Annotated in this window: 11 protein-coding genes; 6 read left to right on the top strand and 5 right to left on the bottom strand. The window is 72.0% G+C overall.

The genetic code is table 11. From position 1 onward, the window contains the following. Window positions 1-25 precede the first annotated feature (25 nt). Complete coding sequence (locus Psi01_RS17030) at window positions 26-1,738, bottom strand: hypothetical protein (RefSeq protein WP_239127778.1); 1,713 nt, start codon at window positions 1,736-1,738, stop codon at window positions 26-28. A 260-nt stretch (window positions 1,739-1,998) separates the two neighbouring features. Between Psi01_RS17030 and Psi01_RS17035 the strand changes: the two genes are divergently transcribed. From Psi01_RS17035 to Psi01_RS17055, 5 genes are all read left to right on the top strand, one after another. Then, a complete protein-coding gene (locus Psi01_RS17035) occupies window positions 1,999-3,564 on the top strand; it encodes a serine hydrolase domain-containing protein (RefSeq protein ID WP_204064999.1) in 1,566 nt (521 codons plus the stop codon). A 46-nt stretch (window positions 3,565-3,610) separates the two neighbouring features. Next, window positions 3,611-3,829, top strand: coding sequence for an alpha/beta fold hydrolase (locus Psi01_RS17040; RefSeq protein WP_204065000.1), 219 nt, complete (start codon window positions 3,611-3,613; stop codon window positions 3,827-3,829). 70 nt (window positions 3,830-3,899) lie between these two features. Then, window positions 3,900-4,655, top strand: coding sequence for an enoyl-CoA hydratase/isomerase family protein (locus Psi01_RS17045; protein ID WP_307819240.1), 756 nt, complete (start codon window positions 3,900-3,902; stop codon window positions 4,653-4,655). A 258-nt stretch (window positions 4,656-4,913) separates the two neighbouring features. After that, window positions 4,914-5,510: a coiled-coil domain-containing protein gene (locus tag Psi01_RS17050; RefSeq protein ID WP_204065001.1), complete on the top strand. Its 597-nt coding sequence runs from the start codon at window positions 4,914-4,916 to the stop codon at window positions 5,508-5,510. Between the two features lie 326 nt (window positions 5,511-5,836). Continuing rightward, window positions 5,837-7,300, top strand: a complete 1,464-nt coding sequence (locus Psi01_RS17055; RefSeq protein ID WP_204065002.1) for a hypothetical protein — start codon at window positions 5,837-5,839, stop codon at window positions 7,298-7,300. An 86-nt stretch (window positions 7,301-7,386) separates the two neighbouring features. Here Psi01_RS17055 and glgC read toward each other — a convergent pair whose 3' ends face one another. Beyond that, window positions 7,387-8,613, bottom strand: coding sequence for a glucose-1-phosphate adenylyltransferase (glgC, locus tag Psi01_RS17060; protein WP_204065003.1), 1,227 nt, complete (start codon window positions 8,611-8,613; stop codon window positions 7,387-7,389). 68 nt (window positions 8,614-8,681) lie between these two features. On the opposite strand from glgC, the gene glgA reads away from it, so the two are divergent. Further along, a complete protein-coding gene (gene glgA / locus Psi01_RS17065; protein ID WP_204065004.1) occupies window positions 8,682-9,863 on the top strand; it encodes a glycogen synthase in 1,182 nt (393 codons plus the stop codon). 103 nt (window positions 9,864-9,966) lie between these two features. On the opposite strand, the gene Psi01_RS17070 is transcribed toward glgA, so the two are convergent. The 3 genes from Psi01_RS17070 to Psi01_RS17080 form a co-directional block, all read right to left on the bottom strand. After that, window positions 9,967-10,782: a sirohydrochlorin chelatase gene (locus Psi01_RS17070; RefSeq protein WP_239127779.1), complete on the bottom strand. Its 816-nt coding sequence runs from the start codon at window positions 10,780-10,782 to the stop codon at window positions 9,967-9,969. Window positions 10,783-10,897: 115 nt separating this feature from the next. Next, a complete protein-coding gene (locus Psi01_RS17075) occupies window positions 10,898-11,455 on the bottom strand; it encodes a GNAT family N-acetyltransferase (protein WP_204065005.1) in 558 nt (185 codons plus the stop codon). Window positions 11,456-11,592: 137 nt separating this feature from the next. Further along, window positions 11,593-12,906, bottom strand: coding sequence for an MFS transporter (locus Psi01_RS17080; protein WP_204065006.1), 1,314 nt, complete (start codon window positions 12,904-12,906; stop codon window positions 11,593-11,595). Window positions 12,907-12,962 lie beyond the last annotated feature (56 nt).

Raw genomic sequence — 12,962 nt, forward strand, 5'->3', positions numbered from 1 at the left:
TCCGTCCCCGGGTGCGCCCGGCGGGTCAGGGGGCGCTCGAAGGACGGAGCACCCGGGCGGCCCCGGCGATCAGCGCGGTGGCCAGGATCCAGCCGGAGGCGACCAGCGTCCAGGCCAGCCACCGCGTCCACCCGACCGGCTCCCAGGCGCCGCGCTGCTCGAAGACGCTCACCGGGACCAGCAGATCCAGCGTGTAGACGAAGGCGTTGAAGTTCCGGACCTCGCCGGGGTCGATCTGCGCCGGAGGGACGGCGGAGAAGACGACCGTGCCCGCGACCAGCAGCACCGCCGCCCAGAGCCCGGCCATCCAGGGGCGGTAGCCGTACCCGACGGCTGAGTCCAGCAGACGCCCCCACAGGCGGCCGGTGGGCCGGAGCGTGGCACGGCGCTCGCGCTGCTTGGCCAGCAGCACCCGGCGGGCGTCCGGCTCGTGACCGATCCGCCGGTACCAGGCGGCCAGCTGCTCGTACGGCTGCGGCCGGTAACCGCCCGGGTCCCGGCAGAGCCACGAGAGCCGCTCGGCCACGGTCCACGGCCCGCGCAGCGCCTCGTAGGTCAACCCGTTCAGGTGCACGTGGTCCGGGTAGGCCGACAGCCTGTCCATCAGCACGCCGATCCGCGAGTAGCTGAGGTTGATCTCGCCCTCGATCTCCACCGGTTTGAGGATCAGCTCGTCCACCTGCATGTGGCTCAGGTGCAGGGACCGGTCGGGCGCCTTGAGCACCGCCTGGTCGAAGGAGAGCACGCCGTTGATCCGCGCCCCGCGCAGCCGTACGGTGCCCGCCGCGGTGAACCCGGCGCTGAACTCGGCGGCCGAGGCCTCCAGGAAGTCGGCGTAGACGGCGTACACCCTGGTGGCGGCGGACTCAGCGGCCGGCTCGGCGGCGGATCCGGCGGCCGGTGCTGTGGCCGGTTCTGCGGCCGGTTCGGTGGCGGGGGAGCCGCCGGGGTCGGTGGCGGTGATCGACGCCTCCTGAAGATAGAGGCCGCCGTGGAACTTCGCGCCCACCATGCGCAGCCCGCCGGTGGCGTTCAGGCGCCGCAGGAACGCGCCGCCGTCCACGGTCAGCCCGCCCGCCCACAGCGCCCACTGGTACCGGTCGTGGCCCCGGCGCCGGACCTCCTCCTCGGTGAACGGATGCGTGATGTCCTGCGGAGGGCCGCCCACCGGCGTCCGGTTCCCCTGCTCGGGAGGGGCCAGGCGCGTCCCGGCCAGCCGGAACTGGCCGGTGATGTGCGCGTTGTCCAGCCGGAGGCCGCCGACGGCGGAGCCGTCGAACTCCAGCAGTCCGTCGACGGTGCTGCGCGCCCCACGGACCCGGCCCATCGCGCAGCCGCGGAAGCGCATGCCGCGGGTGGTCGCGTCGGTGAAGTCGACGGTGTCGGGGATGGCGCAGTTCAGGAGGTGGAGCTTGACCGTGACGGTGGCGTCGGACAGGTCCAGCGGGCCGGTGATCCGCGCGCCCGCCAGCCGTACGCCCGGGGTCGTGCCCGGCTCCGCCTCCTGCGCGCCGAGCAGCAGCGCGGTCAGGACCTCCGCCCGGACCGTGCGCTCCGGGCCCCACGACGCCCCGTTCGCCGGGTCGTCGACCGCCGGGTCACCGGTCCGCAGATCCACCCACGCACCCGTCGGGTAGGCCTCCCACAGCAGCCGCTCGGCCGGGTTGAGCCGCCCGAGCCGCCGATCGGGCCGCATCCTGCGCGAGGCGGGGGACAGGGAGGACGGAAACGGGGGCACGGTGATCTCCTGGCCTTTCCGGTCTGGGACCTGTTTCGGAAAACCGGTTCAGGGCCGTTCACGTCCGGGCGCTCGACGCCCGGACGGTGACGGCGGCGGACGGGATCACGGTATTGCACCGGGCCGCCCGCGATCCGTCCCGGCCGATGCGGGCCTTTCGCCTCTGGGCGGACCCGCATTCCGCGGAAACGATGACAGCGGCGGCCGAGGGTCTCGGCGTGTCGCGCGTTGCACCTCCGGCGCCGAAGGAGAGGTGAGCAATGACACGTCAAGCCACCTGCCCCGAGTGTGAGGCGGGCCGCGGGCTTCCCGCGATCGGTGAATCCCGGCTGCGCACGGCGGTCGCGGAGATGCTCAACCGGCACCCATGCGTCGGCCTGGCCGTCGGCGTGGTCCGCGACGGATCGCTCGTTTCCTTCCACGGCCACGGACTGGCGGACATCGCCTCGGACACGCCGGTCACCGAGGACACGGTCTTCAGGATCGGGTCCGTCACCAAGCCCGTCACCGCGATCGCGGTGATGCAGCTGCACGAGCAGGGCCTCGTCGACCTCGACGCGCCGGCCGGCGACTACCTCCGCGCCTACGCGCTGGTCCCGGCGCACGCCGGGTTCGGGCCGGCGACGGTACGCCATCTCCTGACCCACACCGCCGGGATCGCGGAGGTGCGGCACCTGTCCGACCTGCTCCATCCCGAGGCCGGGCCGTTCGGGGGCCGTCCTCCCCAGCTCAGCGTGCCGGTCGGGGAGCCGTTGCCGTCGCTGGCCGAGTACTACCGCGCGGGCCTGCCGATCGTGGCCGAGCCCGGCACGGTCTTCGCCTACTCCAACCACGGGTACGCCACGCTCGGCCAGATCGTCGAGGACGTGAGCGGGATGAGCCTGGAGCGCTACTTCCGCGAGCGGATCTTCGACCCCCTCGGCATGACGGACACCGGCCTCACCCGCTCCGCACGGCTCGCCTCGCGCCTGGCGACCGGTTACGAGCTGGGGCGCCGCGGTGCGAAGGCCGTACCCGACCGGGACTGGATCGGCGCGGGAGCCGGCGGGGTCTACTCGACCACCCGGGACGTCGCCCGTCTCGCCGCGGCCCTCACGGGCGGGGGCGCCGGCGAGAACGGCTCCGTCCTGCGGCCGGACACCCTCGACATGATGTACGAGCCCCATTTCCGGCCGGATCCCCGGGTTCCGGGGTGGGGGCTCGGGTTCTTCAGCGGCCGGGCGGGCCGGCACCCGGTGGCCGGGCACGACGGGATCCTGCCCGGCTTCAACTCGGCGGTGTTCCTCGCGCCGGACGACGGCGTCGGCGTCGTCGCCTTCACCAACGGCTCCAAGGGAGCGTTCGGATGGATGGAGACGGAGTTCAGGCGGCTGCTGCGCCATCTGCTGGAGGTGCCCGACGAGGTCGTGCGCACGGACATCCCCCAGCGCCCCGAGGTCTGGGCGGAGCTCTGCGGCCGCTACCGGATGCCTCCGCGGATCTCGGACCTGCGGGGGCGTCTGGCGATACCCGGCGGCGTCGAGGTGTTCGTCCGAGGCGGGCGCCTGATGATCCGGGCGCTGACGCCCGTCCCGTCCCTCTACCGGGGTCTCCCGCTGTGCCCCGACGACGAGGACGATCCCCGGGTGTTCCGGCTCGACCTCCCGGGGCCCGGGTCGCCGAGCCTGCGCGTCGTGTTCGGCGCCGCCCCGGACGGCACGGCGGCCATGCACGTGGACCTCGGAGGGCAGCCGACATCGTTCATCGGGCGCCCCCGCGGAAGGCGGAGGGGCCGCCCCGGCGTCCGCACCCGGATCGGGCCGAGGTGCGGACGGCGGGCGCGCTGAGGCCCACAGATTCGCCTTCAGCCGGCTGTTGAAGGGCTGGACGGTCATGGACCGTCTGGGCGAGGTCAGGACGCCCGCGCTGGTGATCGCCGGACGGGGCGACTGCGTGTTCCCGCCCGAGGACCAGGGCCAGCTCGCCGCGGGGATCCCGGGAGCCCGCCTGGAGATCATCGAGCGCGCCGGGCACAACCCGCGTGACGAGCGGACCGACGAGGTCATGCGGCTGGTCGGGGACTTCGTCTCCACGGACGTCGCGGTCACGTGATCGGCCCGCCCGTCGTCCCCCGGCGGGGCCCGGATCGTGATCGCGGAAGCGGGCCGGGAGAATCTATGCCGTGCAGATCTCCGACGGTTTCGCGCTGTCCATCGACGACCACGTCGCCACGTTGCGGATCGACCGCCCGGAAAAGCGCAACGCGATGAGCGCCGGCATGTGGCGGGCGCTGCCGGGCATCCTGGCGCCGCTGGCGCAGGACCCGGCCGTGCGGGTGCTCGTGCTCACCGGGGCGGGCGGCACCTTCTGCGCCGGGGCCGACATCTCGGAGATCGCCGGGCTCGCCGAGAACGGCGACGGCACCGGGGCCACCGTCATCGCCGAACGGGCGCTGACCGAGTTCCCCAAGCCGGTGATCGCGATGATCGAGGGCTTCTGCGTGGGCGGCGGCTGCCAGCTCGCCCTGGCCTGCGACCTGCGCATCGCCGCGCGGGACGCCCGGTTCGCAATCACCCCGGCCAAGCTCGGCATCGTCTATCCGCTGTCGTCCACCCGTCGCCTGGTCGAGCACGTCGGCCCGTCGGCCGCCAAGCTCCTGCTCTACTCCGCCGACCAGATCGACGCCGGTCACGCCCTGCGCCTCGGCCTGGTGGACGAGGTCCTGCCGCCCGAGTCCCTGGCGGAGCGGGTGTACGGCCTGGCCCGCACCATGGCCTCGCGCTCCCAGCTCACCCTGGCCGCCAGCAAGGAGGTCGTAGACGGCCGCGCCGACGAGGCCCGCTTCCGGGAGTGGCAGAAGGAGTCGGCCACCGAGCTCGCCGAGGGCGTCGCGGCCTTCCTCGAACGCCGCCTGCCGCATTTCCGGTGGACCTGGTAATTCATTTCATTTTGACCGGATCGGATATCCGGCATCAAAACCGGGCGGTAAATCTAAAGCTTTCCCTCTTCGCATGAGAAACGCCGTCCGCGAGGAAAGGAATCCTCATCCCGGGTTTCTTTCTTACGGATGTTCTGTTCTGCGTTTCCCCAGGTGGGAGCCGATCTTCCGCAAAGATTCCCCTGCGGGGATCAACCCCCTGTCCTTCCTCGCCGGCGGGCCTCGGCTACGCTGTACGACACGTTCGGAGGAAAATCCATGCCCACGCTCAAAGAGCGGGTCACGCACCTGGAAGAGGAATTCGTGGAACTGAGCTCCCGATGCGCCAGGCGGGCCAACGACCGCGCCGGTGAGGCGGTGGGTCCCGCCTACGGCCTGATCGATCAGATCCACAAGCGGATCCTCCACGTCGAGGGAACGATCCACGGGATCGACAGCCGGCTCGTCTACGTCGAGGGAACGGTCAAGGAGATCCACAATCGGCTCGTCTACGTCGAGGGAACGGTCAAGGAGATCGACAACCGGCTCGTCCGCGTCGAGGGAACGGTCAAGGAGATCGACAACCGGCTCGTCCGCGTCGAGGAGACGGCCAAGGAGATCGACAATCGGCTCGTCCGCGTCGAGGAGACGGCCAAGGAGGTCAAGACCGATGTCGGTGTCCTGAAGACCCAGGTGGCGGCCCTGGGCGGCCGGGTGGACCAGCTGGAGACCCGGATGGGCCGGTTGGAGACCCGGATGGACCAGCTGGAGACCCGGATGGGCCGGTTGGAGACCCAGATGGACGCCATGGCCAAGTCCAACGCGGCGATGTTCCAGGCGATTCTGGAGCGACTGCCGCAGAAGGCGGCGTCGTAGGACGAGCGACCGCATGAGGGGATACGCCTCCTAAGGACACGCGAGCCGTACCCTCCGACGGCCCGGATGCCGCCGAGGCCCGGTTCCTGGGGACACCAGGAGCCGGGCCTCGGCGTTTTCGCAGGTGGGCGCCTCGTCGGTTTCCCGAATCTTGACATGGGCAGCGCGTATGGAGTGGTCGGCCGGGTATCGCCTTCCCGCCGCTCTCCCCGTAGCCCCGCCGTACGGCGAGGCGTCGCGGTGGACGTTCCGCAGTGACCACGAGGAGCAACGGACATGACGATCTCCGCCACGGCCGTGCGAGGCCACGGCCCAGGTGAGCTCCGATGACGAGCACCCTTCCCCGGGTGACTCCCGCCCCGGTGCGGACGCGGCGCCCGCTCGTCCGCCCGGCCACTCTGCTCGGGCTGGTCGCCGCGCTGTACGCGGTGGCCCAGCTGACGATCGTCTCCGCCCGCATGGGGATCGGCTGGGACGAGGCGATCTACGCCAGTCAGTTCGCCGGGCACGCCCCGCCGGCCGACTTCAGCGCGCCCCGCGCCCAGGGCGTCCCCCTGCTGGTCGCGCCGGTGACCGCGCTGACCGACTCGGTGATCGTCCTGCGCCTCTATCTCACCGCGGTCTCCTCGGCCGCGCTGTTCGGCGCCTTCTACGTCTGGACCCGCGTGCGCCCCGGGTACATGGCCCCGCTGGCCGCGCTGCTGTTCGCGGGCTGCTGGGTGTCGTTGTTCTACGCCAACGAGGCCATGCCCAACCTGTACGTGGCGCTCGGCGCCGTGGCCGCAACCGGCCTGATGTGCCTGCCCGGCCGGGACCGGGCGGTGCTCGCGGGCCTGACCGGGACGATGGCCGCCGTGTCGCTGTTCCGGCCCTCGGACGCGCTGGTCATCGCGGCGCCGCTGGTGGTCGCGGCGCTGCTGTCCCGCCCGCTCCGCCTGCGGGCGGCCGCCGTGCTCGCCGGGCTGGCCGTCGGCTGGGGAGAGTGGCTGATCGAGGCGGAGCTCAGGTACGGCGGTGTCGCGGCGCGGATGCAGGGCGCCGAGGAGGCCAACCTGACGGGCCTGACCTTCTCCGTCGTCGAGCACGCCCGCGCGCTGGACGGCCCGTCGCTGTGCCGGTGGGGCACCGACTGCGGGGACGTCTCCCCGCTGGCGCTGACCTGGTGGCTGGCGATCCCGCTGATGGCGGCGGTCGGCCTGTGGACGGCCCGGCACGACCGGCCCGGCCGCGGCCCGCTGCTGCTGGCCGCGGTGACCGCGGGGGCGATCGCGGCGCCGTACCTGTTCTACGTGGCCTACGCGGCCCCGCGCTTCCTCACCCCGGCCTACGCGCTGCTCGCCCTCCCGGTCGCCGCAGGCATGATCGCTCTGCCGGGGCGCGGCCGTCCGCCGCTGCGGCGCGCGGCGACGGTGTTCGTGGCCGGGGGCCTGCTGGCCCATCTCGTCCTGCAGGGCGGCTACGCGTACCAGATGTCCGCGAACGTCTACGAGGACCGCGAACGGGTGCGCCTGGCCGCCGACGAGCTGCGCCGCATGGGCGTGCGGGGACCGTGCATGGTCTACGGCCAGTCGGGCGTCCAGATCGGCTACATGCTGGGCTGCCGCTCGCGTGGGCTCGCCCGCGGCTTCCACCGCCGCCCGCCCGCCACGGTACGGCGGGCCCTGGAGTCCGGGGAGCGGCTGCTGCTGGTCTACCGGGGCGCGAAACCGCCGCGGTACGCCGCCGACTGGCGCACCGAGAAACTGCCCGGCGGCTGGAAGGCGCGCTTCTCCCCGGCCTGGGAGGACTGACACCGCCCCGGCGGGGATCGATGCTCGCCCATCGATCCCCGCCGGGGCGGTGTGCGGCGCCGTACCCGCTGAAGCCTTCGGGGTCCCTAGCGGTCGATGACCTCGTTCTTGCCGATGACCACGATGCCGCCCTTGGTCACGGCGAAGCGGCTGCGGTCGTGTTCGAGGTCGAAGCCGATGCGGGCGCCGTCCGGGATGACCACGTTCTTGTCGATGATGGCCTTGCGGACGATCGCGCCGCGGCCGACCTTCACCGAGTCCATCAGCACCGAGTCCTCGACCACGGAGTGGGAGTGCAGCACCACGCCGGGGGACAGGATGGACCGCTCGGCGAGGCCGCCGGAGACGATCACGCCGGGGGAGACCAGCGAGTCGACCGCGCGGCCGACCCGGTCGCCGGTGTTGTGCACGAACTTGGCCGGGGGGAGCGGGGGGTGGCCGGTGTAGATCGGCCAGCGGTCGTTGTAGAGGTTGAAGACCGGGTGCGCCGAGATGAGGTCCATGTGGGCCTCGTAGTAGGCGTCCAGGGTCCCCACATCGCGCCAGTAGCCCCGGTCGCGCTCGGTGGAGCCGGGCACGACGTTGTCGGCGAAGTCGTAGACCTCCGCGCTGCCCGCCTTGACCATCATCGGGATGATGTTCCCGCCGAGGTCGTGCTTGCTGGTGGGGTCGAGCGCGTCCTCGCGGAGCGCGTCGATCATCGCCTGGGTCTTGAAGACGTAGTTGCCCATCGAGGCGTAGACCTGGTCGGGCGCGTCCGGCAGGCCCACGGCGTCCTTGGGCTTCTCCCGGAAGGCCACGATCCGCCGGCCGGCCGGGTCGGTCTCGATCACGCCGAACTGGTCGGCCAGCGACAGCGGCTGCCGGATGGCCGCCACCGTCACCTCCGCGCCGGAGTCGATGTGCTGCTCCACCATCTGCCGGGGGTCCATCCGGTAGATGTGGTCGGCGCCGAACACGATGACGTGCTCGGGCATCTCGTCGTAGACCAGGTTCAGGTTCTGGAACAGCGCGTCGGCCGATCCGGAGAACCAGTGCGGCCCCAGCCGCTGCTGCGCGGGCACGGGTGTGACGTAGTTGCCCAGCATCGCCGACAGTCTCCAGGTGCTGGAGATGTGCCGGTCGAGGCTGTGGTTCTTGTACTGCGTCAGCACGACGATCTTCAGGTAGTGACCGTTGGCGAGATTCGACAGGACGAAGTCGATCAGCCGGTAGATCCCCCCGAACGGTACTGCGGGTTTCGCCCGGTCCGCCGTCAGCGGCATCAGCCGCTTACCTTCACCACCGGCGAGCACGATCGCGAGGACTCTCATGCCAGGACCTTAACCCGCCGGAGAGCCCTGAAACACGCCGGAGACCCCTGAAACACTAAGCTGCGCACATGCGCGTCGATCTGCTGAGCCGTGAATATCCGCCCGAGGTCTACGGTGGAGCGGGGGTGCATGTCGAGTACCTCGCCGCGGAGCTGAGACGGCTGGCCGACGCCCGCGTCCGCTGCTTCGGAGCGCCGCGGACGGAGCCCGGAGTCGAGGCCTACCGGGTGCCGGGCGGGCTGGAGACGGCCAACGCCGCGCTCCAGGTGCTCGGCGTGGATCTGGAGATGGCCGCCGGGTGCGAGGGCGCCGACCTGGTGCACAGCCACACCTGGTACGCCAATTTCGCCGGGCACGTGGCCAAGATGCTGTACGGCACGCCGCACGTGGTCACCACGCACAGCCTGGAGCCGCTGCGGCCGTGGAAGGCCGAGCAGCTGGGCGGCGGGTACACGCTCTCGTCGTGGGCCGAGCGGACCGCCCTGGCGGGCGCGGACGCGATCATCGCGGTGTCCGAGGGGATGCGGCGCGACGTGCTCGCCTGCTATCCGGAGATCCCCGCCGAGCGGGTCTCGGTGATCCACAACGGCATCGACACGCAGGAGTACGCCCCCGACCGCGGCACCGACGTGCTGAAGAAGCACGGCATCGACGAGCGCAGGCCGTACGTCGTCTTCGTCGGCCGGATCACCCGCCAGAAGGGGCTGGTCCACCTCCTGCACGCCGCGCGGGACTTCCTGCCCGAGGCCCAGCTCGTGCTCTGCGCCGGCGCGCCCGACACGCCCGAGATCGCCGAGGAGGTGACCTCGCTGGTACGGGGCCTGGACCGGGACGGCGTCATCTGGATCTCGGAGATGCTCCCGCGCCCCGAGGTGATCCAGATCCTCACCCACGCCACCGTGTTCGTCTGCCCCTCGGTCTACGAGCCGATGGGCATCGTGAACCTGGAGGCCATGGCCTGCGAGACCGCCGTGGTGGCCACCGCCACCGGCGGCATCCCCGAGGTCGTGGCCGACGGCGAGACCGGCCTGCTGGTCCCCATCGCCCAGAGCGCCTCCGACGGCACCCCGGACGACCCGGACCGCTTCGCCGCCGACATCGCCGAGCGGGTCAACCGGCTGCTGGCCGACCCGGCGCTGGCCGCCGAGATGGGCAGGGCCGGGCGGGTCCGGGCCGTGGAGCACTTCTCCTGGGCGCGGATCGCCGAGCGCACGATGGAGCTCTACCGGGCCGTCGGAGCGGCCCGCTGACCCGGCGGCCGGCGGGCTGAACGGCCGCCGGAGCGATGCGCCGACCCGGCGGCCGGCGGACCGGGCCGGTGCCGGCACCGGCCCGTCCACGTGCGGATGTCTTTCAGTCCTCGGCCAGCACGCTTCCGTAGGCGCGGGCCGCCAGGTCGGCGATGAGCCCGTGCGCGCCGAGCGGGTCGGCGCACTCGGCGCCGATCTCCGCGGCCACCGAGGCCGCCAGCGCCGGGTCGGCCTCGGGGCCGATCAGGCAGGGGGACAGGGCGATCCGCTGGGCGCCGATGTCGCGCAGCCGCCGGGCGGCGTCGGCGACGGCGGGCGCGCCGTCCAGGGAGGCGACCAGGACGGGCAGGGTCAGGCGCGAGGCCAGCAGCACGGCGGTCGGCTGGGCCTCGACCGCGGCGCTCTCGCCGCCGGTCGTGGCCAGGATGACCGCGTCCACCGGGCTGGAGATGTTGAGCAGCCGCATCCGGTCGGCCCGGGCCAGGCCCTTGTCCGCCAGCCGGATGTGCAGAGCCTCCGCCAGCAGCGGGTGCGGGCCGAGTGAGGCGGTGACCGTCACGTTCACCCCGCTCTCCGCGACCGCCTTGGCGATGAGCCGGTCGGCGACGGGGTGCGGGCCGGTCAGCAGCGGCACCACGATGGCGGCCGCGCCGTCCGCGGGCCTGGCGCGGGCGGCGGCTTCCAGCGCCGAGGTCAGCTCCTTGGCGTCCTCGCCGAGGCCGGCCAGGCAGACCTCTATCTGCGGGTTGTCCACGCGCACCATGGCCGCGAGCTTGGCGGCGACGCCCGACGCGTCGCCGGGTGCGGCCAGCACCAGGGCGGGCGCCTCGGGCGGGAGCTGGGAGGGCACGGGCCTGCGGTGCCGACCCGAGGGCCGGACGGCGCGCCCGCGCACGGGGAGGCTGGAACTCTCACTCACACGCGCGAACTCTAGGGCTATTTCGCCCGCTTCGTGGTCAGAAATGGCAGCAATTCCGTCACAACACGCTGACACGTCGACGAACACGGTCCCCATCGATCACTTCCGTGCGGGCTCAGACGTCCCGGTCGCCCTCCCACTCGTCCTCCAGGGCGGAGTGGACGACGGAGTCACGCCAGGCGCCGTGGGCGCGCACGTGATGACGGATCCTGCCCTCCTCGACCATGCCGGCGACGAGCATCGCCAGCTGGGCGGCGGTGTTGGCGGGGGAGCGGGCGCCCCAGATGCGGTGCAGGCGCAGGTGCTTGAAGCCGAAGACCAGCAGCAGCCGGATCAGGTCGGTGCCGATGCCCCGCCCCCAGTGGTCGGGACGCAGGCCGAGACCGATCTCCGCGCTGTGCGGATGGTCGGCCTCGATGTGCAGCCGGGCGACGCCGACCACCTCGCCGCTCTCCCGGTCGGTCACCGCCAGGACGTAGAGCCGCCGGGGCTCGGCTCCGGCGGCCGTGACCGCCTCGGCGACGATGTCCACGACCTCCTCGCGGGTGCGCGGGTCGAACGGCAGATGCTCGGTGGCCGCCGGGTCTCCGTAGACGGCGTGCAACGCGTCGACGTCGGCGATCGTCACTTCCCTCAGTCCGAGTCTCTTGCCGGAGAAATCAACATCGCGCATGCGGAGACGCTAACGCCTCGGAAGTCACAGTGCTAGGGATCTTTCCGGTCTGTAGCTATTGAGGGATACGGATCAGGCCGCGGGTGACGGGGAACGGCCGTCCCCGCTGCCCGCGGCCCCTTTTCCCGCGACGGGACTCAGGTCTCGCGGGGAACGGCCCCCGCCGGCGTCTCCCGCCCGCCCGTGAGCTCCGCCTCCCGGATCCGGGGGGCCAGCGCCAGCCCGACCGCGGTGACCGCCAGCGCCGCCACCACGTACAAGGAGACGGCCAGAGCGGTGCCGAACGTCTCGAACAGCTGCAGGGCGATGATCGGTGCGAGCGCCCCGCCGAAGATCCCGGCCACCTGGTAGCCCATCGAGGCGCCGCTGTAGCGCAGCCGGGTGCTGAACAGCTCGGCGATGAACGCCGCCTGCGGGCCGTACATCGCGGCGTGGCAGGTCAGCGCCACGATCATGGCCAGCGCGATCATCGGGAAGGAGCCCGTCTCCAGCAGCGGGAAGAAGGCGAACACCCAGACCGCCGCGGCGATCGCTCCGCCCAGGTAGACCGGTCGCCGCCCCACCCGGTCCGACAGTGCGCCGAACATCGGGATGAGGAAGAGCTGCACCGCCGAGCCGACCAGCACCGCGTTCAGCGCCACGCTCCGGTCCAGTCCGAGGGTGTCGCTGACGTAGGAGAGGCTGTAGGTGACGAAGGTGTAGAAGGCGACGTCCACGCCGATGCGCGCCAGGAAGGCCGAGCCCAGCTCGCGCGGGTGCGTGCGCAGCACCTCCACCAGCGGCATCTTCGCCTTCCTGCCGCTCTGCTCGACCTCGGTGAACAGCGGGGACTCCACGATCCGCAGCCGGATCCACAGGCCGACGACCACCAGCAGGCCCGACAGCAGGAACGGCACCCGCCAGCCCCAGCTCAGGAACGCCTCCTCGGGCAGCGCCGCGGACATCACCCCGAGCACCCCGGCCGCCAGCAGGTTGCCCGCGGGCACGCCGACCTGCGGCCAGCTCGCGTTGAACCCGCGTCGCTGCGGGCTGCCGTGCTCGATGGACATCAGGACGGCCCCGCCCCACTCGCCGCCCAGGCCCAGACCCTGCACGAAGCGCAGGGTCACCAGCAGCAGCGGCGCGGCGACGCCGATCGTGGCGTAGCCGGGCACCAGGCCGATGAGGAAGGTCGACATCCCCATCAGCAGCAGGGTCGCCACCAGCACGTTCTTACGGCCGACGCGGTCGCCGAAGTGGCCGGCCACGATGCCGCCCAGCGGCCTGGCGACGAACCCGACGGCGTAGGTCAGGAACGCCAGCAGCGTCCCGGTCAGCGGTTCGAAGGTGGGGAAGAAGAGCTTGTTGAAGACCAGGGCGGCGGCCGCGCCGTACAGGAAGAAGTCGTACCACTCCAGTGAGGTGCCGATCAGGCCGGCCACGATGACCCGCCTGGTCTGGGAGCCTGCCATCGCATTCGCTCCTTACATGGGTGACTGCACTTCAACATAAGGATCGTTGAACAATT

This window comes from Paraplanobispora siamensis, assembly GCF_016863175.1.
GTDB classification, from domain to species: Bacteria; Actinomycetota; Actinomycetes; order Streptosporangiales; family Streptosporangiaceae; genus Planobispora; species Planobispora siamensis.

Excerpts from the sequence above, each read along its gene's own strand:
- Psi01_RS17035 (WP_204064999.1), top strand. The coding sequence starts at position 1,999 with ATGACACGTCAAGCCACCTGCCCCGAGTGTGAGGCGGGCCGCGGGCTT.
- Psi01_RS17040 (WP_204065000.1), top strand. The coding sequence starts at position 3,611 with ATGGACCGTCTGGGCGAGGTCAGGACGCCCGCGCTGGTGATCGCCGGA.
- Psi01_RS17050 (WP_204065001.1), top strand. The coding sequence starts at position 4,914 with ATGCCCACGCTCAAAGAGCGGGTCACGCACCTGGAAGAGGAATTCGTG.
- Psi01_RS17055 (WP_204065002.1), top strand. The coding sequence starts at position 5,837 with ATGACGAGCACCCTTCCCCGGGTGACTCCCGCCCCGGTGCGGACGCGG.
- glgC (WP_204065003.1), bottom strand. The coding sequence starts at position 8,613 with ATGAGAGTCCTCGCGATCGTGCTCGCCGGTGGTGAAGGTAAGCGGCTG.
- glgA (WP_204065004.1), top strand. The coding sequence starts at position 8,682 with ATGCGCGTCGATCTGCTGAGCCGTGAATATCCGCCCGAGGTCTACGGT.
- Psi01_RS17075 (WP_204065005.1), bottom strand. The coding sequence starts at position 11,455 with ATGCGCGATGTTGATTTCTCCGGCAAGAGACTCGGACTGAGGGAAGTG.
- Psi01_RS17080 (WP_204065006.1), bottom strand. The coding sequence starts at position 12,906 with ATGGCAGGCTCCCAGACCAGGCGGGTCATCGTGGCCGGCCTGATCGGC.